The following is a 22896-nucleotide window of genomic DNA, read 5'->3' as shown; positions in this document are numbered from 1 at the left end:
GGCTTGTTCGCGGCGCTCATCATCGCACCCGACAGGTGACGAAGGTCGGCCGGTCGTAAGCCGCTTAACCCTACTCCGCCGCGGGCCGCGCGACGCTCGTTGGCGCCGGCCTGGCTTCCGCCGGCGCAGCTCCATGATCCATCTCCGCATCCTCGCTGTGCACGATCAGCCGCTTGGCGAAGCGCCAGATCAGGGCGCCGAAATCGTCCATCACCATGAACATCGCGGGCACGAACACCAGCGACAGGAGGGTCGAGAAGATCAGGCCGCCGATCACCGCGAGCGCCATCGGCGAGCGGAATTCGCCGCCGGCGCCGACGGCCAGCGCGCTCGGCATCATGCCCGCGGCCATGGCGATCGTGGTCATCACGATCGGACGGGCGCGTTTCATGCCGGCGTCGATCATGGCCTCCTCGCGCGGCGTGCCGGCCTTGATGGACTCGATGGCGAATTCCACCAGCATGATCGCGTTCTTGGTGACGATGCCCATCAGCATCAGGATGCCGATCCACACCGGCGTGGTGAGCTGCTTGCCGGTGACGAGCAGGGCCGCGATCGCGCCGCCGATCGAGAGCGGCAGCGAGAACAGGATGGTGATCGGCTGCAGGAAGGTGCCGAACAGCAGCACCAGCACCGCATAGACCATCATCAGCCCCGCCGTGATGGCGGTCGCAAAGCCCTCGGACAATTCGTTCAGGCTTTCGGCATCGCCCGAGGGCGAGACCTTCACGCCCTTCGGCAGGGTCTTCATGACCGGCAGGTCGTAGATCTTCTTGGTGGCATCGCCGAGCGCGGCGGAGCCGACGAGGTCGGCGGCAACCGTCGCCTGCCGTTCGCGGTCGTAGCGGCCGATGCTGGTCGGACCCTGGTCGAGCTTGACGTCGGCGATGACCGAAAGCGGCACGCCGCCCTTCTCGCCGCGCTCGCCGAGCGGCACGCGGAGCTGCTCCAGCGTCTTCAGATCGCCGCGGGCGGCGTCCTCGAGCTGCACGCGGATCGGCACCAGGCGGTCGCCGACGTCGAACTTGGCGAGCGCCGGTCCGACGTCGCCGATGGTGGCGACACGGATGGTCTGCGACAGGCTTTCGGTGGAGACGCCGAGCCGTGCGGCGAGATCGGCGCGCGGCTCGATGCGCAGTTCGGGGCGCTCCAGCGAAGTTTCGGAGATGACGTTGGCGATGGTGGGAATGCGCTTCATCTGCGTCGCGAGCTCGCTCGCGACGTTGTTGACGATGTTGGGATCGACGCCGGTCACCACCAGCGAGATCGCGCGCAGGCCGTTCTCGTCCAGGAACCAGAAGCGGATATCGGGAACGTTCTCCAGCTCCTGGCTGATCGAGAATTCGAGCTCGCGCTGGGTGATGTCGCGGCTGTCCTTGGGTGTGTAATTGATGATCAGAGCGGCGCGGCGCACCTCCTGGGTGCCCGGCGGGACGCGGCCGCCGTCGACGAAGATGCTCTTGACCTCGGGCCGCTTGCGCAGACGCGCGACGATGTCCTCGGTGACCTTCTCGGTGTAGGCGAGCTGGGTGCCCGGCGGCAGCTCGAGCGCAAGCAGCGATCGCGCGCTGTCCTGGGCCGGCAGGAAGCCCTGCGGCAGCAGCGTGATGCTCCAGATCGAGGCGGCGAAGACGCCGAGCCCGATCAGCACCGTGATGAAATAGTGCTTCACCGACCAGGCAACGATGCGATGATAGGAGCGCAGGATGGGACCGGGCGGCGGCTCCTCGTGCGTGCTGTGCTTGAGGAAATAGGCGGCCAGCACCGGCGTGACGAAGCGCGCGGCAAGCAGCGAGAAGAACACCTGCACCGAGACGGTGATGCCGAACTGCTTGAAGAACTGTCCGGCAATGCCCGACATGAAGCTCGCAGGCGCGAAGATGGCGATGATGGTCAGCGAGATCGCGATGACGGCGAGGCCGATCTCGTCGGCGGCCTCGAGCGCGGCCCGGTAGGGCGACTTGCCCATGTTCATGTGCCGGACGATGTTCTCGATCTCGACGATGGCATCGTCGACGAGAATGCCCGTCGAGAGCGTGATGGCGAGGAAGCTGACGAGGTTCAGCGAGAAGCCGAGCAGGTCCATCGCCCAGAACGCCGGGAAGATCGACAGCGGCAGCGAGATCGCGGCGATGATGGTGGCGCGCAGGTCGCGCAGGAACAAGAGCACGATGATCACGGCGAGGATGGCGCCTTCGAACAGGGTCGAGATCGCCGCGTGGTAATTGCCGTTGGTGTATTCGACCGAGGTGTCGATCACCTTCAGGTCGACGTCGGGATAGGCCGCTTTCAGCGCGTCGATGCGCTTCTGCACGGCCTCGGCCACCTTCACGTCGCTGGCGCCCTTGGAGCGCTTGATGCCGAGCGCGACCACCGGCTCGCCGTTGAAGCGGGCGAAGGTGCGGCGGTCGGCGATGGTGTCGGTGACGGTGCCGAGATCGTCGAGCCGGACCTCGCCGCCGCCGAACAGCGGGATCATGGTGCCGGCGAGATCGCCAAGGGTCTTGGCGCCGGCGAGCGTGCGGATCGCCTGGTCGTTCTTGCCGATCTCGGCGCGGCCGCCGGCGACGTCGACATTGGTGCCGCGCAGGCTCTGGCTGACATTGACCGCGGTCAGGCCCATCGCCTGCAGGCGATCGGGATCCAGCGAGACCAGGATCTCGCGCTCGACGCCGCCGATGCGCTCGACCTGGGCGACGCCGCGCACGCCCTGCAGCGCGCGCTTGACCACGTCGTCGACGAAATAGGAGAGCTGCTCCGGCGTCTTGCCGGGCGAGATCGCGGCATAGGTCACGATCGGCAGGCCGATGACGTCGACGCGCTGGATCAGCGGCTCGGTGACGTTCTGCGGCAGGTTGGAGCGCACGCGCGTCACCGCGTCCTTGACGTCGTTGAGCGCGCGATCCGTGTTGGTCTCGAGCGCGAACTGGATCGTGGTGACCGACAGGCCGTCGGTGATCGACGAAGTGATGTGCCTGACGCCCTCGACGCCGGAGACCGCGTCTTCAACCGTCTTGGTGACCTGGGATTCCAGTTCTGCCGGTGCGGCGCCGAACTGCGATACCGCCACCGAGATCACGGGGATGTCGGCCGAGGGCAGCCGTGTGATCGCGAGCTTGGTGAAGGACACCCAGCCGAGGACCAGCAGGATGATCGAGAAGACGACCGACGGGAGCGGATTGCGGATCGACCATGCCGAGATATTGAGAGCCATCAGCGTACCCGCGTGCGATCGAGTTCATCGGCGAACATGGTCTTGATCTGGTCGCCGTCATGGAGCGAAGAGCCGGCGTCGGCCACGACGATTTCGCCGACCTGCAGCCCTTCCAGGATTTCCGTCGCGCTGTCGGACGACAATCCGACCCGCACCTTGCGTGTCTCGACGACATTGCCCTTGACGACCTGCACCGTGAGGTGATCGATCGCGGTCTTCGGGATCGAGACGCCGCAGCTTCGCTTGGCGTCGATCGAGGCGCGAGCGAACACGCCGACCTTGAGCGAGGGGTTGTTGGCGACGCTGATGCGGACCCGCCCGAGCTGCGTGGTGCGGTCGATCTCTGGCGCAACCAGCCGGACCCGCCCGATCAGATCGGGCGCATCGTCGCGGCTGATCCGCACGGTGGCGCCGGAGGTGAGCTTGGACATGTGCACCGCCGGGACCTGGGCGTCGAGCTCGATCTCATTGTTGACGGCGATGCGGAACATCGGACCGGCCTGCGGCGAGGCCGGCGCGCCGACGATGGTGCGGACCTCGGTGATGAGGCCCGGCGCTGGGGCTTTCAGCGAGATCGGGCCTTGCTGGCCGGGCCGTTGCGGCTGGCCCGGAATCTGCGGCGGCGCAGTGAGGCGCGCCAGCTCCTGGTTGTCGGCGACGATTGTGCCCTCGGTGACCAGGAGGTCGGTGACCCTGGAGCCTTCCTGATCGGCAACGACCACCGCCTCGCGGCGCGGCACGAAGAAGCCGGTCACCCGCACCAGATCGGAGAAGCAGGCATTGGTCGACTTCGTCACGATGACGAGCGCCTCGCTTTGCGTCTCCTTCGGCTCGGGACGCTTGCGATGCTCGAACAGATAATAGCCGATGCCGAGCGCGGTGACGAACAGCACGGTTCCGGCCGGCTTGAGATATTCAGTCAAATTCATCGCCGGATCATCCTGACCTGGCTCACGGCCATCCGCGCGAGGCCCAAACGGAGCGCTTTTCTGACATGAAGCGGCGTCCCGCAAGGCTGCGGGACGCGCTTTGGAAACGAGACCTTACACGACATCACGACTTGTCACTGGCAATGGATTCGTCGTGCTCACTTCGATGCGGTGGTCTTGTTTTCCATGTTGACGACCTGCACGCGCCGGTTGGCCTCCGCCAGCGGCTGGTTCGGGTCCTTGAGCTTGCTCTTGCCGTAGCCGACGGTGACGAGATCGGTCGCGGAAATGCTGTACTTCTCGACCAGGTAGCGCTTGATCGAATCCGCGCGACGCTCCGAGAGGTCCTGGTTGTAGGCTTCGCCGCCGGCGGCGTCGGTGTGGCCGGCAACCACGAAGGTCGAGCCCTTCAGGTCCGGGCTGGTCAACGCGCGGCCGAGCGCCTGCACCGAGGGCAGCGACTTGGCGCTGATATTGGCGGAGTTGTAGTCGAACGTGATCTCGAGATCGATGTTCGGCTTGTCCTTGGCCGCGGAGGCGATTTCCTCGCGCTCGATGGACGACAGCGACCGCGTCGAGCGGCCGCGCACCGACTGCAGCAGCTTGGTCTCCGCGGCGTTCGGTGCGGTTTCGGTCTGCGGACCGATCGAGAGGCCGCGGGTCAGGGGCTTCTTCGGCGCCGGCGCCAGCGCGCGGACGATCTCGTCCTCGGTGACGTTCTTGCTGTTGCCGTCATCGCCCGCATATGTGGCCGAGGTCGGCAGCGACAGCGCGGCGCCGACGGTGATGATGGACAGAATCGCGGTAAGCCAATTTGCAGCCGATCTCATTCCCAGTCCCTCCTGCGCAGCCAGCTCACGTGCTCTCAAAATTCAAGCAACACGCCCCCGAAAAGGCCTGTTGCGGCATCCGCCCATTGGTCTTCCCAGGGCTGTTCAAGGTTCGAGCCTTGGACGGGGGCCCAACTCAAAAAAATACTAGCGCACTCCGTAGCTTGCGAATTCCTGAACGATGTTCGGATCCATCGCCTTGGCATTGGCGATGTCCAGCGCCCCCTCCTGGGTCGAGCCGTTGCGTTGCTTGGCGAGGCCGCGTCCGTAGAGCGAGGAGGTCAGGCGTGGGTTGATCTTCAGGGCCGCGTCGAAATCGGCGATCGCATTCTTCACCGCGCCCGACTTCAGATTGACGAGCCCGCGGCTGTCCAGCGCATCGACGAAGTTCGGCCGCAGCCGCAGCGCCTCGTTGCAATCCTTCAGCGCGGCCTGGAGGTCGCCGACCACGGTGCGGGTCCAGCAGCGGTTGTTGAGGGCCTCGACGTCCTTCGAATTGATCCGGAGGGTGTCGTCGAAATCCTTGATGGCGAGGCTGTAGGCGCCCTTGCTGGCATAGACCTGGCCGCGGCGGTACAGCGCGTTCACGTCGTCAGGGTTGGCGGCAATCTTGGCGGTCAGGCTCTTGATCGTGGGATCGTCAGCCAGGGCGGCAGCGCTCGGCCCACCGTCCGTGCTCGGCGCGGGAGCGGGATCAACCGGCTTCACCGGCGGTGGCGGCGGGGGCAGGGCGGCCTCGATCTGCGGCCTCGGCGTGGGAGCAGGCGCGGGCGCCGGTGCCGCGACTGGAGCCGCAGGTGGCGGAGGCGCAGGAGCGGGAGCTGCAGCCGCGCTGTCGGCCGGCTTCGGCGGCGGCGGTGGTGTCGGCGGTGCGGGAGGGGCGGGCGGCGGGTTGTTGGCGACGACAGCCGGCGCGGCGGGAGGCGCGGGCGGCGGCGTTGCCGGACGCGATCCGCCGGCGCCCGGAATGAACGAGAAATCTTCGGCCAATGACGAGGAAATCCACGGCACCTGCTCGCCGCGCGAGGCGCGGGTGACGCCCATCTTGGTGCGGTTCAGCGTCTCCTCGGCCATCAGGTCGGGAACGCGGATTTCCTTCAGCAGCTCCTGGACGAACAGGCTGCGGTCGCCGCCGGCGTCCGAGACCACCGAGGCCAGTGCCGCCGAGTACATCACCAGCGTGCCGTTCGGGGCGATCACCGGGGTCAGGCCCGCTGAGAAGCTGCGGAACCGGCGCTCGAACGGGTTGCGCCTGGACGCATCGACCAGCGCGATCTTGACGCCGGCGCCGCGGGTGTTGAGCTCGCCGAGGACCGTCTCGAGGCTGAAGCCATCGCGGCGCACGTCGGACTCGGTCCAGATCTGCGCATCCACCGGCAGCAAATAGCTCTGGCGGGCGGACTGGATGCCGAAACCCGAGAAGAACACCAGCGCGACCGAGCCCGGCTTGATTTTGCCGTAGAGCTTATCGAAGGCACGGCGCATGGCGTCGCCGGTCAGATTCTCGCCGAGCTCGACCGAAAAGCCGTCGCGCTTGAGCTCGTCGGCGACGGCGCGCGCATCGTTGATCGGTTCCTTCAGCGGGGCATCCGCATCCGGATATTTGGCGTTGCCGATGACCAGCGCAAAACGGTCGCCGGCCGCAAGCGAGGGGGCCGTCGGGACGAGCGAGATCAGCAAGGGCAGAAGAAAAAAGAAGCGAATTTTCATAATCAGCGCGGTCCAGCCAAAAGGCGCCGTTCCAGCTTGCGCCGCGGCGACCTTAACTTACGCTTACCTCATTATCAAACCGGGGACGGAGGGCGTCAACCGCTTGGAGATACGGCCTTATCCCGATGATGGACCGCAGCGGATGGGCATGCCGCGAGAGGAATGGATGGGGTTGTCATGACGGTCCTCGGTACCTCGATGCTGTCGGCGGACCTTAGCGCAGCCAGGGCGGGTGAAGACGTGATCGATCTCACATTGCAGCCTCGCCTCCGGGTTTGACCTTTCCTGCCGGTGGTGGCTTGGTGTGCGCGATCGTCCAAGATCCAACTCTAAAAAAAGCGAGCCCATGGGAAACGTCTACGAGATCTACGCCCTGCGCTATGCGACGATGTCGCCGCGCACCCCCCACATGAACTTCCTCGTGCCCGACCCGCATGACAGCGCGGCGCAGGACCTCGATTATTTCGTCTGGCTGATTAGAGGGCACGGCCGCGACATTCTGGTCGATACCGGCTTCAACGCCGAGGAGGCGAGCGCGCGGGCGCGCAAGCTCACGCTCAATCCCGTCGATGCGCTGGAGCGTTTCGGCGTCGCGGCGTCAGCCATTCGTGACGTCATCGTGACGCATCTGCATTACGACCATGCCGGCAATCTCGACCGCTTTCCCAACGCGCGCTTCCATCTGCAGGAGCGCGAGATGGCCTACGCGACCGGACGCTGCATGTGCAACGGCCTGCTGCGCCACCCGTTCTCGGTCGAGCATGTCACGCTGATGGTGCGCCACGTCTATGGCGAGCGCGTCACCTTCTATTCCGGCGACGGCGAGGTTGCTCCCGGCGTGACCGTGCACCGCGTCGGCGGCCATTCCGATGGCTTGCAGGTGGTGAAGGTCGAGACCGCGCGCGGCTCCGTGGTGCTGGCCTCCGATGCCGCGCATTACTACGCCAATCTGCAGCGCCGGAGCCCGTTCCCGATCGTTTATAATGTCGGCGACATGGCGCAAGGCTGGGACACGATCGAGCGCCTCGCCGGCCATCCCGACAGGTTCATCCCCGGCCATGATCCGATCGTGACCGAGATCTATCCGCGCGCCAGCGATGAGGTCGATGCCTGGGCGCTGCATTTGCCGCCGACGCGGTCGTTCGCGACGTGACGATATCGTCACTTTGGAGACAAATGTGGTCACCCGCCTTCCCGGCCTCACGCCGACCCCGCGCCGTCGCGGCCGTGCCTGACCTGGTCCGTCCCTCGTGGTGACGGCGGCGAAGTAGGTTTCGGCAAGTGAGGGTAGCGACTTTCGTCGCTCGGGACGATGTAAAGCATCGGCCCGGGGATGCGCGATCGTGCACGCCGATTGACGTATTCATTTGTCATTTCTAGGTTGTGCCTGACATTCACAACGGTGTTCGGCGTGCTTTCAAAACTCAAAAACCTTGCTGCCGACGCCATGAAAGGCGCCAGCGGGCATTTCTCGAAAGCTTCCAGGGCAATTGCCGACTTGGCCGCGAGTCTCGCCGGCCGCGCCGCGGCCGCCGCTGATCTAGGCCGCATTCTCGATATCATCGAAATGGTCCCTGGCGTCAGTTTCGAGAAGCCTGAGCCTAATGCCGATTATCTCAGTACGCTGCTGGTTGCGGTGCAGATGGGCGAGCTTACGCTGGCCGTGCACTACCGCCAACAAACCGAAGCTGGCGTCGTGCGCCTGCATCCCGTCACAACGGCTGAGGCCAATGCACTGACCGGTTCGGACGACAAATTTTCCTCGATGATCCTGATCGACGGTGAGAACGACAAGCCTGCCATCCAGATGCTGATGAATACCGAGCATCTGGCAGAAAATTATCGGTACGTCACCGCCGACACTCTGGTCAACGCATTGGCTTTCCCGATCGAGAATGTCAAAGGCGGTTTCATCATTGCCAGGCCGTTTCGTTCAATCGCGCGACCGATCGCAGGATGGCTGCTCAACATCATTTTCGACCAGGGTGAGAAGCTACATCGCCGTTTCCGTGGCAACCGCGCCGAAGGTCGGCCCCAATCACCGTCGCTATCAGCGGAGGAGGCAGCCGGCGCGGCGAGTGTCTCGATCACGCCGGAAGACAGTGACGTCCAGGCTCGGGTCTCCGATCGAGCCATCGACGACCAGCCGCGGAATGATGGCGTGAATTGACTGAACAGCGTCGAGGGCCGCGCGCTCTGTGGTCTCGTCTCATCGCCACACGCTTCCCCTGGGATGTGCATCGGGCGCGTGAGTGCGCCCAGGCGTGCCGGGTCCCAGTGCTCTACATCGAAGCGGCCCATCGGCTCGCGGATCTGGATCGTTTTGCGGCGCTGTGTCCGCAACTGGTCACGGCCAAGGCCGTCGGCTCGGGGCATTTCCTGTCGCTGGAGGTGCCGGAGCAGATCAACCCGATGATCGATCGGTTTATCGCGCTCTACGTGCGAAGACACGGGTAAGCGTAATCGCTGCCGGGCAGTGCGGCGATCGACCGCCTCACTCACGCCGTGGCATCACGATAGCCAACGCACCAGGCGACAGAGCAGATCGTTCACCGCGTCCGCTTCGAGAGTAGAGCAGACCTGGCCTGTCTCGAATGCCCCGAAGCTGCCAATGCTCCGCATTGTGAAATTGCCGATCAAGGCTCAAATTGATGTAGGCTGAACGGCGCGAAGCGACGTGATACTTGTTCTGCCCCCGCTGACTGTGGAAGCGACATGCGGAGATCGTTGGCGCCCACTATCGTATTGGCTGCAATAGGATTGCTTGCGGGCGGCATCTATCGTTACATTGTCGACGACCCGAGCGAAGCTACGCTTGCAAACTACCTCCGCAGCGGCCTGCATGGGATGGGTGTCGCACTCGCGGCTTGGGCGGTTCACCTCCATTTCACCTCGCGCAGCAGCGCGTGGGTGACGAAATGGCCGCTCGTCGGCGAACTGCTCGTCAAATCTGTCGTCATGGCCATCGTGGTCGCGGCGGCTGCGATTGGGCTGCAAGCCGCACTCTATGGACACCGGATTGACGCCGCGTGGCTCGCGGCGGGCCTGCCTCGCATCGTCGGCGTCGCTTTCTTGATGTCAATGCTGATCAGCTCGGCCTACGAATTGATACGGCTTATCGGCGGCCGTGTTCTTCTCAGCGTCGTTCTCGGCCGATACCGGCGTCCGACGCGTGAAGAGCGCGCGCTATTGTTTCTCGATCTTGTAGGCTCGACATCACTCGCCGAGTCGATGGGCGAGTTGCGAATACAGGAGCTTCTCACCCGCGTCTTTTTCGACATTGACGAAGTCATCCTCGCTCATGGCGGCGAGGTGCACGCCTACGTCGGGGACGAGGTTATCGTTACATGGCGGGTGACTGCCAATCTGTCGGCGCGGCGCTGTATCGGTTGCTTCTTCGCCATCCAGGACAGGATTGTCGACCACGCCGCTTTCTATGTTCGCGAATTCGGCATAGTGCCACGCTTTCGCGGAGGAATGCACGCCGGCTTGGTGGCGATCAGCGAATGCGGCGATTCACGCCGACAGATTGCCTATTTTGGCGATACCGTGAACGTCGCGGCGCGGTTGCAGGAGCATTGCAAGGAGATCGATCGACCCCTGCTCGTTTCAGCCGACCTGTTGCGCTTGGCGAACCCTACCGCCGACCTTGTGGTCGAACCATTGGGGCCAACGCGGTTGCGCGGACGCCGCGCGCCAATCGACGTGCTCGCCGTCGAGCGCCGTCCGTTGACCGACGCGTGAGCCTTCTTGCTCAGTAGCAATACGAAAGATTGAGGTGAACTCTAGGTCTTCGGCTGCCTGATGAAGCCAAAGTAAAGGCAGACCAAGAAGAGAATGAAATGGACGACGGAACGGCCGCCGCTGACCAGCGGTGTCTCGACGAAGTCTGTTCCCAACAGAGGCACAGAAACTTCGGCGACAAAGAGATAGAACAAGATGCCTGATGATACAAAGAACGCGCCTGCCAAGAATTTGCGAAATTCCCTGTTTCGCCACGCGAAAAAGAGGCTTCCGACGGCCATGATGAGGCCTGCGGCGACGTAGAGGACAATGATCATGTTTTCCTCACGGGATCAGGCGCGGTCCACAAAACTTAGTTGGTCGCCAAATTCAGAAGCGCCAGATGCTCTGCCCAGTGGTTACATGTAGGTCGTTCCCTGGCGACCGGTCGGCATCTGCTGCACTGCGCAAGTCCGGAGTTGGCCCATCATGCCGCTATCCGGTCAGCACGGCCCGACAAATGACGCCCCGACGAACTCAGAAGGAGAGAAGGATGCTAGAAAAAGCGAAGGTCGCCGCCCGTCTTCCAGCCAAGGATTTAGATCGGGCGCGGGCGTTCTATTCCGAGAAACTCGGGCTCGACCCGGTCGAACAGCGCGAAGGTGGTCTGCGCTACGTCTGCGCAAGCGGAGAGTTTGCAATATTCATCTCGGCCGGAGTGCAATCCGGCACGCACACGCAGATGGGCTGGGAAGTCGAGGACATCGAATCGACGGTGCGGGAACTTCGTGCAAGGGGAGTAAAGTTCGAGGAATACGACTTGCCCGGCCTGAAGACCGTTGACGGGATCGCCGAGATAGCTGGGAATTACGCAAGCAAGGGCATCGGTGAGAGAGGCGCATGGTTCCGCGACAGCGAAGGCAACCTTCTTGGAATTGGGCAGCCTATTCGAGCTTGACAGGCAGGACATTGCGGCTCGCTCAACGACGGCTCGTTCGTAGCTCCTATTCGATCGTTGCATTCACCGTCATGACCGATCGGCCCGAGCCGTATGGACCCTTTCCTTCACCATAGATGGCGAACGTATCGTTGCCCTTGTAGCCGGATGCCGCGGTATACCTGAACGTCGTGACGTTGACCTGTCTGAGCGTCCCGTGCGCGGGCTTCCGGGACACGCCCGAGCGATGCATCGCTCCCGGAATTCGCATCGGGAAATTGCACGTTTCGCCCGACCTGACCGCGAAGTAGGCCGTCATGTCCACGCCAAACACGGATGGATTGCCGGTGACCCTGCACTCGGAGATGGCGAAGGCCGTGGCCGGCGTCAGGCTCACGACAGCAGCGAGAGCTAATATCCGCATGCGCGTCTCCCGTCGGGATCAAGCGGCAATTGATCTCTAGGGGTCGGGGATGACCATTGATATGAATCAACATATCGTCCGCTAATACGCCTGCTTTGCATCCGCCTCTTCGCTGGTCTGGATCAGATCGAGGCTCTGCTCGGTCTTGCCGAGCAGAGCTCGTAGATGGGTTGAGCCCTTGCGAAACCCATCGATCCATCCGCGATGACGCATGATGGGTTTCGCAAGGGCTCAACCGATCCTACGCGCCGAGACGGGCGGCGGACGCGATGTCAACGAGCACCGGCAGGATCCGGGCAAGCAACGATGTCGCGAGGAGACTTTCGAGCCGCCAGCTCCGGAGGAGAGAATACTGCGAGGTATCCTCCGTCCCCTGCGAGCTTATAAGTGGCGATCTCGCGATAGTCGAGGGCGGCCAACTCGCAGCGCAAGAGCTCAATTGGCGTGCCATGCTTCGAGGTCGGAAGCTCAAGATCGACAATTCCGACCCGCGCACCTTGCTTCAAGGCGGGCGCGAGATTGTAGAGGAAGGCATACGGTTGGGTTATCTCGTGATACATATGCACAAGGATTGCGGCGTCCAGCGAGGAAGCGGGCAGACGCGGGTCGTGTGGTTCGCCGAGCGCGAATTGCACGTTCGTCAACTTCAGAAGTCTTGTTCGCCTGGCGAGTTCGACGAGGTAATCCCGCGTGACGTCCTGGGCAACGACAGAGCCGGCGGGGCCGACGAGGTGCGAGAGCCTGACCGTGTGGTAGCCGCTGCCTGCTCCAATGTCGCCGACTGTCATACCTGGCTTCAGTTCAAGAACGCGCGCGATTTGACCGGCCTCATTGAGGGCGTCGCGGCGCTCTTCGGCGGAGCGGCGCGGGCTGACGATCCGCGCGACAGGACGCTGGGGTGAGGGAAACTCGTTTGCAGCGACTCCAGGGGGAGCCAGATGACCTATGTCAGCGGCGTGTGCGCGAGTCGCGGCAAACGCCACAAGTAGCATCGCAATATACGTTGCTGCCGTCACGGTCCTACCTAGCTTTCTCAACCGGACTCCCAAAAAGCTGACGTCTGCGCCCTATGGGTGGGCGCCCTAATACGCCTGCTTCGCATCCGCCTCTTCGCTGGTCTGGATCAGATCGAGGCTCTGCTCGATCTTGCCAAGCAGGGCCGAGAGCTGCTTGCGCTCCTGCGCGGAGAGGCAGGCGAGGATCTCGTCCTCCCGCCGCAGCAATTGCGGGAACAGCTCCTCGTAGAGCGCGCGGCCCTTTTTCGTCAGTTGCAGGCGGAATTCGCGGCGGTCGGCTTCGTTCTCGACCCGCTCGATCAGGCCGTCGCTGAGCAGCGTCGTCACCGCGCGGCTGATGGTGGATTTGTGAGTGCGGGTGCATTGCGAAATGTATTGCGCGCTGCAGGCATCATTGCGGAAGCCGAGCGTGGCGATGACGCGCCAGGCCGGAATGTCGAGGCCGTGGCGCTCCTGATACTCGACCGACAGCGCGGAACTGACTTCCGCCGCGAGCCGGTTGAGGCGGAACGGCACGAACTTGAACAGATCGAGCCGCGGCTTTGGCTGCGCCGAAGCCTCGTCGGCCGCGCGCGCTTTGAGCGCGATGTCGCTGGATGTCCTCGCCAAGGAGAGCGCCTCCGAATTCCAGTTGACGGCCGGCCGGCTCCGGTCCAGAATAGTTGCACGTGAGACTATCTAGCAGATCGATCCTGTCCTGACCAGAGCCGAGGTTCGTGTATGGCGCCGGCCAATACCCCTCAAGCCAAAACCCTGAACGCCAAGACCGCTCAAGCCAAGACCCAGTTCGGCTACCGCCGTCACCCCGATCAGGACCGCCCCGGCTCGAGCCCCGCGGCGCATCCGATCGTGATCGTCGGCGCGGGCCCGGTCGGGTTGTCGCTGGGGATCGACCTTGCCCAGCGCGGTCAGCGCGTCGTGCTGCTTGATGATGCCGACCGCATCGGCGAAGGCTCGCGCGCGATCTGCTTCTCGAAACGCTCGCTGGAATATTGGGACCGGCTCGGCGTCGGCGACCGCATGGTCGAGAAGGGCGTGGTGTGGAGTGTCGGCCGCATCTTCCATGGCGAGTCGCAGCTCTACCAGTTCAACCTCCTGCCCGAAGACGGTCACAAGCGGCCGGCCTTTATCAATCTCCAGCAATATTACGCCGAGGCCTATCTGGTCGATCGCATCAACGAGCTGCCGGAGATCGACCTGCGCTGGCGCAACAAGGTGACAGCGCTCGAGCAGCGCAACGATTCCGCGCTTTTGACGATCGAGACGCCCGAGGGCGCCTACCGCCTGAATGCGCAATATGTCGTAGCCTGCGACGGTGCGCGCTCCTCGCTGCGGCAGATGGTCGGGGCGGAATTCGCCGGCCAGGTGTTCGAGGATCAGTTCCTGATCGCAGACGTCAAGATGACCGCGGAATTTCCGACCGAGCGCTGGTTCTGGTTCGATCCGCCGTTCCATGCCGGGCGTTCGGCGCTGCTCCACCGGCAGCCCGACGATGTCTGGCGTATCGATCTCCAGCTCAATCGCTATGCCGATCCGGTCCTCGAGAAGAAGCCGGAGAACGTGCGGCCGCGGATCGCGCGCATGCTCGGCCACGACAAGTTCGAATTCGAGTGGATTTCGCTCTACAAATTCCAATGCCGGCGGATGGACCGCTTCATCCATGGCCGCGTGATCTTCGCCGGCGATTCCGCGCATCAGGTCTCGCCCTTCGGCGCGCGTGGCGCGAACTCGGGACTCGAAGACGCGGAGAATCTGTCCTGGAAGCTCGACCGCGTGCTGCGCGGCAAATCGCCCGCGGGCTTGCTGGAGAGCTATCATCTCGAGCGCAGCATGGCGGCCGACGAGAACATTCGCGAATCCACCCGCTCGACTGACTTCATGGCGCCGAACTCGCATCAGGAGGCGCGGCTGCGCAAGGCGGTGCTGTCACTGGCCAAGGAGACCGAGTTCGGCAAGCGCATGGTCAATGGCGGCAGGCTGTCGGTGCCTTGCAGCTATCACTCGCCGCTGTCTTCGCTTGATGCGGAGACATGGCGCGCTGGGCCCTCACCCGGCTGTTCGATGCTCGACGCGCCCGTCGCAACGCGCGCCGGCGAGCAGATCTATCTGACCGACGCTTTCCGCAGGGCTGGAACGGACTTCACCTTGCTGTCGTTCAGCAATGGTGCGCCGATCGATGCGCCTGATGGTATCAACGGCATCCGCATTGGTGCCGACGGTGAATTTGCCGATCCCTCGGGCCTGGTCGCGAAGCGCTACGGCGCCGTGCCCGGTGCCGCTTATCTGCTGAGGCCCGACGGTTATGTCGCGGCGCGCTTCCGTCATCCGACGCGTTCGGCGATCGCGGCGGCGCTGGCGCGAGCCGAAGGTTTGTATTGAGGTTGGCATGCCGCTCTCCACCAGCTCGAACTTCGCGCGCCCCGACGATGCGTTCCGTGCCATCGTCGAGGCGCATCGCGGCCTGACCGAGGAGCAGAGCGCCGATTTCGACGCGGCGCTGGTTCTGATCCTCGCCAACCATATCGGCGACATCGACGTGCTGCGCGAAGCGATTGGACTCGCCAAGCGCCGCATGATCGACGGCCAGCAGCAACAACAGCAACAACAATAGCCCTGTAAGGACGAATTCATGGCGAAAAACTTCGCATCTACCGGCGATCTCTCCGAGAAGAAGATCACCTTCTCCGAGATCGGCAACGATCTCTATGCCTTCACCGCCGAGGGCGATCCCAACACCGGCGTGATCGTCGGCGACGATGGCTGCCTCGTGTTCGACGCGCAGGCGACGCCGGCCATGGCGAACAAGGTGATCGAGCGGGTCCGCACGGTGACCGACAAGCCGATCAAATATGTCGTGCTGTCGCACTATCACGCCGTTCGCGTGCTCGGGGCCTCCGCCTACAAGGCACAAGGCATCGTCGCCTCGCAGGAGACTCATCGGCTGATTGCGGAGCGCGGCCAGCAGGATTGGGATTCCGAGTACGGCCGCTTTCCGCGCCTGTTCCAGGATGCGCAGAGCATTCCCGGCCTGACCTGGCCGACGCTGACCTTCGAAGGCGAGATGACGATCTATCTCGGCAAGCGCGAGGTGCGCCTGATGCAGCTGGGCGCCGGCCACACCTCGGGCGACATTGTCGGCTGGGTGCCGGATGCGGAGGTGATGTTCTCGGGCGACCTCATCGAATATCACTCGGCCTGTTATTGCGGCGATGCGCATTTGCGCGAATGGCCGATGACGCTGAACGAGATCCGCAACTTCAATCCGAAGGCGATCGCGCCGGGCCGCGGCGATGCGCTGAAGGGCACCGCCACGGTGCGCGAGGCGATCGCGATGACGCGCGACTTCGTCACCTCGCTCTATGGTGCCGCCGAAATCTCGGTCGCCAAGGGCCGCAGCTTAAAGGAATCGATGGCGGCGACGCGCGAGGTGATGGATCCAAAATTCTCGAGCTTTGCCATCTACGAGCACTGCCTGCCGTTCAACGTGTCGCGCGCCTACGACGAAGCATCCGGTATAGACGACCCCGTGATCTGGACCGACAAGCGCGACCAGGAAATGTGGGCCGCCTTGCAAGGAGGAGGATAGTCATGAACATCGATACCTCGCCTGATCAGATCATCCGCAGCTCGGCCCAGGTGACGCCGGGCTACATGTCCGGCTTCGGCAATTCTTTCGAAACCGAGGCGCTGCCGGGCGCGTTGCCGATCGGGCGCAACTCGCCGCAGCGCTGCGCCTACGGGCTCTATGCCGAGCAGCTCTCGGGCTCGCCCTTCACCGCGCCGCGCGGCAGCAATGAGCGCTCCTGGCTCTACCGCATCCGCCCCTCCGTGAAGCATTCCGGCCGCTTCGAGAAGGTCGACGCCGGGCTGTGGCGTTCGGCGCCGTGCCACGAATACGACCTGCCGATCGCGCAGCTGCGCTGGGATCCGACGCCGCTGCCGAAGGAGGAGGTCACCTTCATCCAGGGCGTGCAGACCATGACGACGGCGGGGGATGTGAATACGCAAGCCGGCATGGCCGCGCATGTCTATCTCATCACCAAGTCGATGGTGGATCAGCATTTCTACGATGCCGACGGCGAGCTGATGTTCGTGCTGCAACAGGGCAATCTGCGCCTCGTCACCGAGTTCGGCCGCATCGATGCAGAGCCCGGCGAGATCGTGGTGATCCCGCGCGGCGTCAAGTTCCGCGTCGAGATTCCGAATGGGCCGGCGCGCGGCTATCTCTGCGAAAATTACGGCGGCGCCTTCACGCTGCCGGAGCGCGGGCCGATCGGCGCCAATTGCCTTGCCAATGCGCGCGACTTCCTGACGCCGGTGGCAAACTACGAGGACAAGGACACGCCGACCGAGCTCTACGTGAAATGGGGTGGCTCGCTGTTCAAGACGGCCCTGCCGCATTCGCCGATCGACGTCGTCGCCTGGCACGGCAATTACGCGCCGTACAAGTATGATCTGCGCACCTTCTCGCCCGTCGGCGCGATCGGCTTCGACCATCCCGATCCCTCGATCTTCACGGTGCTGACCTCGCCCTCGGAGACCGCGGGCACCGCCAATATCGATTTCGTCATCTTCCCGGAGCGCTGGATGGTCGCGGAAAACACCTTCCGTCCGCCCTGGTATCACATGAACATCATGAGCGAGTTCATGGGCCTGATCTACGGCGTCTACGACGCCAAGCCGCAGGGCTTCGTCCCCGGCGGCATCTCCTTGCACAATTGCATGCTGCCGCACGGCCCCGACCGCGACGCCTTCGAGCACGCCAGCAACGGCGAACTGAAGCCGGTGAAGCTGACCGGCACCATGGCCTTCATGTTCGAGACCCGCTACCCGCAGCGCGTCACCGCCCATGCGGCGAAGTCCTCGACGCTGCAGGACGATTACGCCGATTGCTGGAAAGGCCTGGAGAAGCGCTTCGATCCGACAAAGCCGTGATGCCTCTTACCCTCCCCTGGAGGGGGAGGGTCGCTACGCATCCAGCGAAAGCGGAATGCGTAGCGGGGTGGGGTGACAGTCTCTCCGCAAGGAAAACTGCCCGAGTGGAGAGATCACCCATCCCGTCTCATATTTCGCTGCGCTCAATATGAGCCGACCCTCCCCCTCCAGGGGAGGGTGACACCCTCACCGCTGCGCCCACGGGAAACCAATGCCCCACCCCAACGACCCCAGCCTCCGCTCCTTCATCGCCGTCGATCCCGGCTCGGACTTCCCGATCCAGAACCTGCCATATGGCGTGTTCTCGACAAACGACGAGCGCGCACCGCGCCTCGGAGTAGCGATTGGCGACTACGTGCTCGATCTCTGGGAGCTTGAGCAAGATGGCGTGATCAGTGCGGGCGATCCCGGCACATTTGCTGTAGGACTAAACGCCCTGATGCATCTGGGTCCAAAGGTTTGGTCGAAAACCCGCGCGCGCATCAGCGAGCTGTTGCGGCACGACAATCCCGAGCTTCGCGATAACGAGCAGTTGCGCTCGCGCGCTTTCGTTCCCATGCGCGATGCCAAACTGCACATGCCCTTCACCGTCTCCGGCTACACCGACTTCTATTCCTCCAAGGAGCACGCCACCAATGTCGGCGTGATGTTCCGCGGCAAGGACAATGCGCTGCAGCCGAACTGGCTGCACATGCCGATCGCCTATAACGGCCGCGCCTCCACCGTGGTCGTCTCCGGCACCAAGGTGAAGCGGCCGCGCGGGCAGCTGAAGCCGCCGAATGTGGAGCTGCCGAGCTTTGCGCCGTGCAAGCGGCTCGATTTCGAGCTGGAGATGGGCGTCGTCATCGGCCAGCCGTCGCCGATGGGCGGCATGCTGAGCGAGCAACAGGCCGAGGAGATGATCTTCGGCTTCGTGTTGCTCAACGACTGGAGCGCGCGCGACATCCAGCAATGGGAGTATGTGCCGCTCGGTCCGTTCCTGGCAAAAGCGTTCGCGACCTCGATCAGCCCCTGGGTGGTGACGCGCGAGGCGCTGGAGCCGTTCCGCCTGAACGGGCCGGAGCAGCAGCCGGTGCCGCTGGATTATCTCAAGCAGACGAGGCCGCAGAACTACGATGTCGCGCTCGACGTCTCCTTGCGCGCCGCCGGTGCCAACGCGCCCGCCAGCATCAGCCGCACCAATTTCAAGTACATGTACTGGTCCTCGGTGCAGCAATTGATGCACCACGCCTCCTCAGGCTGCGCCATGAATGTCGGCGATCTCCTAGGGAGTGGCACCATCTCCGGCCCGGAGAAGAACCAGCGCGGCAGCCTGCTCGAGATCAGCTGGAACGGCACCGAGCCGGTCGAACTGCCCGGCGGCGCCAAGCGCTCGTTCCTGGAAGACGGCGACAGCCTCGTCATGCGTGGCTGGTGCCAGGGCAATGGCTACCGCGTCGGGTTCGGCGAGGTCGAGGGAACGATCGTGGCCGCGGAATAGCCGAAGGCGCCGCCACAACCTCCGTCATTGCGAGCGCAGCGAAGCAATCCAGGAATCCCTCCGCGGAGACAGTCTGGATTGCTTCGCTGCGCTCGCAATGACGGCGTGGATGGAGCCTACCGCCTCTCCGGCGGCACGTCGCGCACCCGCGCACAATGCGCCGCGACGTCCTCCATGCTGTACTTCAAATGCACCCGCTTGTCCGACGGCGCCTGCTTGGCGGTGCATACGCCCGGCCGCCATTCCTGCGCCGGCCTGATCGGGCGCGGGGCGAAGCCGCCGCCGCAGTTCGGGCAGACATTGAACAGCTTGGTCTCGACGCAGTCCGCACAGAACGTGCATTCATAGGAGCAGATCCGCGCATTGGTCGCGTCGGGCGGCAGATCGCAATCGCAATATTCGCAGTTCGGTCGCAGCTGGAGTGCCATGTTGAATCTCCGCAACTAGAGCTGCGATCATCGCAGATCGTGCAGCCAGCGCGAATGCCGTAGTTCCCTCGATTTCAGCCGGGCTTGATCTCCTTCAGCGGCAGCTTCGAGCTCTCCTTCAGCCTATCAAGCACGATCGAGGAGCGCACATGCGCCACGCTCTGGTGCGGCATCAGCACGTCGTTGACGAGGTTGGATAGGCCCTTGAGATCGCGCAGCACGGCTTTGAGCACATAGTCGGCATCGCCCGTCAGCGAATACGCCTCCTGGATCTCATCGATCCGGTTCACCAGCGCGCGAAAACGCTTGGAATTGTCCGGCGAGTGGGTCGCCAGTCCCACCTGGATGAAGGCGATCACGCCGAAGCCGAGCGCCTCGCTGGAGAGGTCGGCGTGGTAGCCCGCGATCACCTTCTCCTCCTCCAGCCGCATCCGCCGCCGCGAGCATTGCGAGGCTGAAAGGCCCGCGAGCTCGGCGAGCTCCTGGTTGGTGAGGCGGCCATCGTCCTGAAGCGCGCCGAGAATCCTGAGGTCGAAGGCGTCAACAGAAATCATGCGTCTTTCATCCATTTCATGCACGGATCGTGCATAGAATAGCCAAAGCCCGCCTCGTTTGCACGCTCATTGCATGGCTTATGAAGGATAGTTCCTGTCAGCAGCCATTCGGGAGAACACCATGGGACCGTTTCCGCACGATGCACCGCCGGCCACGATCACTGCCGACAACCCGATGGGCACCGACGGCTTCGAGTTCGTCGAATACGCGCATCCCAATCCGCAAGACTTGCACGCTTTGTTCAAGCTGATGGGCTATGCGCCCGTCGCGCGCCACAGAACCAAGAAGATCACGGTCTATCGCCAGGGCGACATCAACTATCTCGTCAACGAGGAGCCCGGCACTCACGGTTATGAGTTCGTCGCCGCCCACGGCCCCTGCGCGCCGTCGATGGCGTTTCGCGTCGTCGATGCCAAGGCGGCCTATGACCGTGCCATTGCGCTCGGCGCCGAGCCGGCCGATGTGTCATCGACGCAGAAGACGCTCGACGTGCCCGCGATCAGGGGCATCGGCGGCAGCCTGCTTTATCTCGTCGATCGCTACGGTGCCAAGGGCTCGGCCTATGACGCCGAGTTCGAATGGCTGGGCGCGCGCGATCCCAAGCCGCATGGCGCCGGCCTGTTCTATCTCGACCATCTCACCCACAACGTCCATCGCGGCCGCATGAATGTCTGGGCCGGCTTCTACGAGAAGCTGTTCAACTTTCGCCAGATCCGCTTCTTCGACATCGAGGGCCGCGCCTCCGGCCTGTTCTCGCGGGCGCTGACCAGCCCGGACGGCAAGATCCGCATTCCGATCAACGAGGACGCCGGCGATTCCGGCCAGATCGAGGAATATCTGCAGACCTATCGCGGCGAGGGCATCCAACACATCGCCTGCGGCTGCCGCGACATCTACCGCACCATCGAAGGTTTGCGCGAGGCCGGCCTGCCGTTCATGCCGTCGCCGCCCGACACCTATTTCGAGAAGATCGATACGCGCCTGCCCAAGCATGGCGAGGATGTCGCCCGGCTCAAGAAGAACGGCATCCTGATCGACGGCGAGGGCGTGGTCGACGGCGGCCAGACCAAGGTGCTGCTGCAGATCTTCTCGGCCAACGCGATCGGCCCGATCTTCTTCGAGTTCATCCAGCGCAAGGGCGACGACGGTTTTGGCGAGGGCAATTTCAAGGCCCTGTTCGAATCCATCGAGGAGGACCAGATCCGGCGCGGGGTGTTGAAAGTGGGGGACGCGGCGTAGGCTGCCGCCGTCACGCACACTGCTGTAGGGTGGGCAAAGCGAAGCGTGCCCACGTCCTGCCTAATTGATGCGAAGACGTGGGCACGGCGCTTCGCGCCTTTGCCCACCCTACGCGACTGTGGTTATGGATCCCGGGCTCGCGCCCCGCGCGTCCCGGGATGACCGCGGAAATTACTTCGGCGCCTGCCACGCCGTCATCACCGCCCCGATCTCCGCCGCCTCGGGCTCGCGTGCCGCCGAGGGCGTGCGCGAGAACCGCGGCGCCGGGGCCGGCTGTTTCACGCCGTGCCGCTCGATGAAGACGTTGCGGGCGACCATGTGCGGATGCTGTGTCGCCTCAGACATGGTCAGCACCGGCGCGAAGCAGATATCGGTGCCTTCCATGATCTTGCACCAGTCCTCGCGCGTCTTGCTCTTGAACACGGCCTTCAGCTTCTCCTTCAGCGCCGGCCAGGCCTTGCGGTCCATCTGCGCGTCGAAATCCGCATCCGTCAGGCCCGCATGCTCGCGCAGCAGCGCGTAGAATTGCGGCTCGATCGAGCCGATCGAGACGAAGTGCCCGCAGGCGCATTCGTAGACGCCGTAGAAATGCGCGCCGCCGTCGAGGAAGTTCTGGTTACGCCCCTCGGTCCAGCGTCCCATCGTGGTCATGTCGAAGAAGAACGACATCAGCGAGGCCGCGCCGTCGCACATTGCCGCGTCCACCACCTGGCCCTTGCCCGATTTCTGCGCTTCCAGAAGCGCCGCGAGCACGCCGACGACGAGATAGAGCGCACCGCCGCCGAAATCGCCGACCAAATTGAGCGGCGGCACCGGCGCTTCCTTCGTGCCGATCGCGGCGAGCGCGCCGGTGATGGAAATGTAATTGATGTCGTGGCCGGCGGCGTTGGCGAGCGGGCCCTCCTGGCCCCAGCCGGTCATGCGGCCATAGACCAGCTTCGGGTTGCGTGCGAGCACGACGTCCGGCCCGAGGCCGAGCCGCTCCATCACACCGGGGCGAAAACCCTCGACCAGCGCGTCCGCGCTCGCGAGCAGATCCAATACTTGCGCGATCGCCGCCTTGTCCTTGAGGTCGAGCTCGATCACCTTGCGGCCGCGCCCGGCCACCGACTTCATGCTCTTCTTGGCGCCGACGCGGTCGAGGGTGACGACGTCGGCGCCCATGTCGGCCAGCATCATGCAGGCGAACGGACCGGGCCCAATGCCGGCGAATTCGACGATGCGGAAGCCCGAGAGCGGGCCGGAAGCGCGGACGGAGGAGGTGGAGGCTGGTTTGTCGAGCACGTTGTTGTTTCCTCGGGTCGCGGGCGCATGCCGGCGTCGGCAATTGCCTCTGACGTTTCTTCTGTTGAGCGAGTTAATCGGCCGATTAACTTTTCTCGCCTTCACGCCAGCGAGGCAAGCGGTTTTCATGCCGCACGGCCAAAATAAAGCGGCGCGCACTAAAGTGCGCGCCGCGGAAAATTTGCGTGGAGA

At 63.9% G+C, this 22896-nt stretch carries 22 protein-coding genes and 1 pseudogene; 11 read left to right on the top strand and 12 right to left on the bottom strand.

What is annotated here, in order from left to right; all coding sequences use genetic code 11:
* Positions 1–70: 70 nt before the first annotated feature.
* The 4 genes from ABIA40_RS29100 to ABIA40_RS29085 all read right to left on the bottom strand — a co-directional run bounded on the left by ABIA40_RS29100 (position 71) and on the right by ABIA40_RS29085 (position 6683).
* Positions 71–3214, bottom strand: coding sequence for an efflux RND transporter permease subunit (locus ABIA40_RS29100; protein WP_271539790.1), 3144 nt, complete (start codon positions 3212–3214; stop codon positions 71–73).
* Positions 3214–4143: an efflux RND transporter periplasmic adaptor subunit gene (locus ABIA40_RS29095; protein ID WP_404544650.1), complete on the bottom strand. Its 930-nt coding sequence runs from the start codon at positions 4141–4143 to the stop codon at positions 3214–3216. Before ABIA40_RS29095 ends, ABIA40_RS29100 begins: the two co-directional genes overlap by 1 nt.
* A 158-nt stretch (positions 4144–4301) precedes the next feature.
* Positions 4302–4973 carry an OmpA family protein gene (locus ABIA40_RS29090; RefSeq protein WP_157287232.1) on the bottom strand — a complete coding sequence of 224 codons (672 nt, stop codon included), beginning with the start codon at positions 4971–4973 and terminating at the stop codon, positions 4302–4304.
* A gap of 147 nt (positions 4974–5120) precedes the next feature.
* Positions 5121–6683 (bottom strand): caspase family protein, encoded by a 1563-nt coding sequence (locus ABIA40_RS29085; protein ID WP_271539789.1) that lies wholly within the window; start codon positions 6681–6683, stop codon positions 5121–5123.
* 346 nt (positions 6684–7029) lie between these two features.
* On the opposite strand from ABIA40_RS29085, the gene ABIA40_RS29080 reads away from it, so the two are divergent.
* From ABIA40_RS29080 to ABIA40_RS29065, 4 genes are all read left to right on the top strand, one after another.
* Positions 7030–7836, top strand: a complete 807-nt coding sequence (locus ABIA40_RS29080; RefSeq protein ID WP_404544647.1) for an N-acyl homoserine lactonase family protein — start codon at positions 7030–7032, stop codon at positions 7834–7836.
* 180 nt (positions 7837–8016) lie between these two features.
* Positions 8017–8853: a hypothetical protein gene (locus ABIA40_RS29075; protein ID WP_271539787.1), complete on the top strand. Its 837-nt coding sequence runs from the start codon at positions 8017–8019 to the stop codon at positions 8851–8853.
* Positions 8854–8960: 107 nt separating this feature from the next.
* Positions 8961–9140, top strand: a complete 180-nt coding sequence (locus ABIA40_RS29070) for a hypothetical protein (protein ID WP_271539786.1) — start codon at positions 8961–8963, stop codon at positions 9138–9140.
* A 270-nt stretch (positions 9141–9410) separates the two neighbouring features.
* Positions 9411–10427 carry an adenylate/guanylate cyclase domain-containing protein gene (locus ABIA40_RS29065; protein ID WP_404544644.1) on the top strand — a complete coding sequence of 339 codons (1017 nt, stop codon included), beginning with the start codon at positions 9411–9413 and terminating at the stop codon, positions 10425–10427.
* 41 nt (positions 10428–10468) lie between these two features.
* Here ABIA40_RS29065 and ABIA40_RS29060 read toward each other — a convergent pair whose 3' ends face one another.
* A complete protein-coding gene (locus tag ABIA40_RS29060; RefSeq protein ID WP_157287004.1) occupies positions 10469–10744 on the bottom strand; it encodes a hypothetical protein in 276 nt (91 codons plus the stop codon).
* 215 nt (positions 10745–10959) lie between these two features.
* Between ABIA40_RS29060 and ABIA40_RS29055 the strand changes: the two genes are divergently transcribed.
* On the top strand, positions 10960–11364 hold the full coding sequence (locus ABIA40_RS29055) for a VOC family protein (RefSeq protein WP_157287005.1): 405 nt from the start codon (positions 10960–10962) through the stop codon (positions 11362–11364).
* 46 nt (positions 11365–11410) lie between these two features.
* Here ABIA40_RS29055 and ABIA40_RS29050 read toward each other — a convergent pair whose 3' ends face one another.
* From ABIA40_RS29050 to ABIA40_RS29035, 4 genes and pseudogenes are all read right to left on the bottom strand, one after another.
* A complete protein-coding gene (locus ABIA40_RS29050) occupies positions 11411–11767 on the bottom strand; it encodes a hypothetical protein (RefSeq protein ID WP_244941474.1) in 357 nt (118 codons plus the stop codon).
* 81 nt (positions 11768–11848) lie between these two features.
* A pseudogene (locus ABIA40_RS29045) lies at positions 11849–11932 on the bottom strand (MarR family transcriptional regulator); the annotation flags it as partial.
* 107 nt (positions 11933–12039) lie between these two features.
* Complete coding sequence (locus ABIA40_RS29040; RefSeq protein ID WP_404546385.1) at positions 12040–12759, bottom strand: class I SAM-dependent methyltransferase; 720 nt, start codon at positions 12757–12759, stop codon at positions 12040–12042.
* A 90-nt stretch (positions 12760–12849) separates the two neighbouring features.
* Positions 12850–13392 carry a MarR family winged helix-turn-helix transcriptional regulator gene (locus ABIA40_RS29035; RefSeq protein ID WP_271539781.1) on the bottom strand — a complete coding sequence of 181 codons (543 nt, stop codon included), beginning with the start codon at positions 13390–13392 and terminating at the stop codon, positions 12850–12852.
* A 111-nt stretch (positions 13393–13503) separates the two neighbouring features.
* Between ABIA40_RS29035 and ABIA40_RS29030 the strand changes: the two genes are divergently transcribed.
* From ABIA40_RS29030 to fahA, 5 genes are all read left to right on the top strand, one after another.
* The gene (locus ABIA40_RS29030; RefSeq protein ID WP_404544639.1) at positions 13504–15162 is read left to right on the top strand and encodes an FAD-dependent oxidoreductase; all 1659 of its coding nucleotides are present in this window, start codon (positions 13504–13506) and stop codon (positions 15160–15162) included.
* A gap of 7 nt (positions 15163–15169) precedes the next feature.
* A complete protein-coding gene (locus tag ABIA40_RS29025; protein ID WP_025032749.1) occupies positions 15170–15394 on the top strand; it encodes a DUF2783 domain-containing protein in 225 nt (74 codons plus the stop codon).
* Positions 15395–15412: 18 nt separating this feature from the next.
* A complete protein-coding gene (locus ABIA40_RS29020) occupies positions 15413–16369 on the top strand; it encodes an MBL fold metallo-hydrolase (protein WP_404544638.1) in 957 nt (318 codons plus the stop codon).
* 2 nt (positions 16370–16371) lie between these two features.
* Positions 16372–17718 carry a homogentisate 1,2-dioxygenase gene (gene hmgA / locus ABIA40_RS29015; protein WP_404544636.1) on the top strand — a complete coding sequence of 449 codons (1347 nt, stop codon included), beginning with the start codon at positions 16372–16374 and terminating at the stop codon, positions 17716–17718.
* A gap of 211 nt (positions 17719–17929) precedes the next feature.
* Positions 17930–19198: a fumarylacetoacetase gene (gene fahA, locus ABIA40_RS29010; protein ID WP_271539776.1), complete on the top strand. Its 1269-nt coding sequence runs from the start codon at positions 17930–17932 to the stop codon at positions 19196–19198.
* 116 nt (positions 19199–19314) lie between these two features.
* Here the strand turns inward: fahA and ABIA40_RS29005 are convergent, their stop codons facing one another.
* Both ABIA40_RS29005 and ABIA40_RS29000 read right to left on the bottom strand, forming a co-directional pair.
* Positions 19315–19626 (bottom strand): DUF1272 domain-containing protein, encoded by a 312-nt coding sequence (locus tag ABIA40_RS29005; protein WP_275503139.1) that lies wholly within the window; start codon positions 19624–19626, stop codon positions 19315–19317.
* Positions 19627–19700: 74 nt separating this feature from the next.
* A complete protein-coding gene (locus tag ABIA40_RS29000; protein ID WP_036016121.1) occupies positions 19701–20180 on the bottom strand; it encodes an Lrp/AsnC family transcriptional regulator in 480 nt (159 codons plus the stop codon).
* A 121-nt stretch (positions 20181–20301) separates the two neighbouring features.
* Between ABIA40_RS29000 and hppD the strand changes: the two genes are divergently transcribed.
* Positions 20302–21420, top strand: coding sequence for a 4-hydroxyphenylpyruvate dioxygenase (gene hppD, locus ABIA40_RS28995; RefSeq protein ID WP_404544632.1), 1119 nt, complete (start codon positions 20302–20304; stop codon positions 21418–21420).
* 171 nt (positions 21421–21591) lie between these two features.
* Here the strand turns inward: hppD and ABIA40_RS28990 are convergent, their stop codons facing one another.
* Positions 21592–22704 (bottom strand): CaiB/BaiF CoA transferase family protein, encoded by a 1113-nt coding sequence (locus tag ABIA40_RS28990; RefSeq protein WP_404544630.1) that lies wholly within the window; start codon positions 22702–22704, stop codon positions 21592–21594.
* Between the last annotated feature and the right edge of the window lie 192 nt (positions 22705–22896).

Source organism: Bradyrhizobium sp. USDA 223, from assembly GCF_044909005.1.
Taxonomy (GTDB): Bacteria; Pseudomonadota; Alphaproteobacteria; order Rhizobiales; family Xanthobacteraceae; genus Bradyrhizobium; species Bradyrhizobium yuanmingense.
This window is presented reverse-complemented; position numbering and strand designations above follow the sequence as displayed.

What these genes read in the sequence shown, in the direction of transcription:
- ABIA40_RS29050 (WP_244941474.1), bottom strand. Translation starts at nt 11,767, where the DNA reads ATGCGGATATTAGCTCTCGCTGCTGTCGTGAGCCTGACGCCGGCCACG.
- hppD (WP_404544632.1), top strand. Translation starts at nt 20,302, where the DNA reads ATGGGACCGTTTCCGCACGATGCACCGCCGGCCACGATCACTGCCGAC.
- ABIA40_RS29075 (WP_271539787.1), top strand. Translation starts at nt 8,017, where the DNA reads ATGCGCGATCGTGCACGCCGATTGACGTATTCATTTGTCATTTCTAGG.
- ABIA40_RS29020 (WP_404544638.1), top strand. Translation starts at nt 15,413, where the DNA reads ATGGCGAAAAACTTCGCATCTACCGGCGATCTCTCCGAGAAGAAGATC.
- ABIA40_RS29040 (WP_404546385.1), bottom strand. Translation starts at nt 12,759, where the DNA reads ATGCTACTTGTGGCGTTTGCCGCGACTCGCGCACACGCCGCTGACATA.
- ABIA40_RS29025 (WP_025032749.1), top strand. Translation starts at nt 15,170, where the DNA reads ATGCCGCTCTCCACCAGCTCGAACTTCGCGCGCCCCGACGATGCGTTC.
- ABIA40_RS29080 (WP_404544647.1), top strand. Translation starts at nt 7,030, where the DNA reads ATGGGAAACGTCTACGAGATCTACGCCCTGCGCTATGCGACGATGTCG.
- ABIA40_RS29100 (WP_271539790.1), bottom strand. Translation starts at nt 3,214, where the DNA reads ATGGCTCTCAATATCTCGGCATGGTCGATCCGCAATCCGCTCCCGTCG.
- ABIA40_RS29060 (WP_157287004.1), bottom strand. Translation starts at nt 10,744, where the DNA reads ATGATCATTGTCCTCTACGTCGCCGCAGGCCTCATCATGGCCGTCGGA.
- ABIA40_RS29055 (WP_157287005.1), top strand. Translation starts at nt 10,960, where the DNA reads ATGCTAGAAAAAGCGAAGGTCGCCGCCCGTCTTCCAGCCAAGGATTTA.
- ABIA40_RS29005 (WP_275503139.1), bottom strand. Translation starts at nt 19,626, where the DNA reads ATGGCACTCCAGCTGCGACCGAACTGCGAATATTGCGATTGCGATCTG.
- ABIA40_RS29095 (WP_404544650.1), bottom strand. Translation starts at nt 4,143, where the DNA reads ATGAATTTGACTGAATATCTCAAGCCGGCCGGAACCGTGCTGTTCGTC.
- hmgA (WP_404544636.1), top strand. Translation starts at nt 16,372, where the DNA reads ATGAACATCGATACCTCGCCTGATCAGATCATCCGCAGCTCGGCCCAG.
- ABIA40_RS29085 (WP_271539789.1), bottom strand. Translation starts at nt 6,683, where the DNA reads ATGAAAATTCGCTTCTTTTTTCTTCTGCCCTTGCTGATCTCGCTCGTC.
- ABIA40_RS29030 (WP_404544639.1), top strand. Translation starts at nt 13,504, where the DNA reads ATGGCGCCGGCCAATACCCCTCAAGCCAAAACCCTGAACGCCAAGACC.
- fahA (WP_271539776.1), top strand. Translation starts at nt 17,930, where the DNA reads ATGCCCCACCCCAACGACCCCAGCCTCCGCTCCTTCATCGCCGTCGAT.
- ABIA40_RS29000 (WP_036016121.1), bottom strand. Translation starts at nt 20,180, where the DNA reads ATGATTTCTGTTGACGCCTTCGACCTCAGGATTCTCGGCGCGCTTCAG.
- ABIA40_RS29090 (WP_157287232.1), bottom strand. Translation starts at nt 4,973, where the DNA reads ATGAGATCGGCTGCAAATTGGCTTACCGCGATTCTGTCCATCATCACC.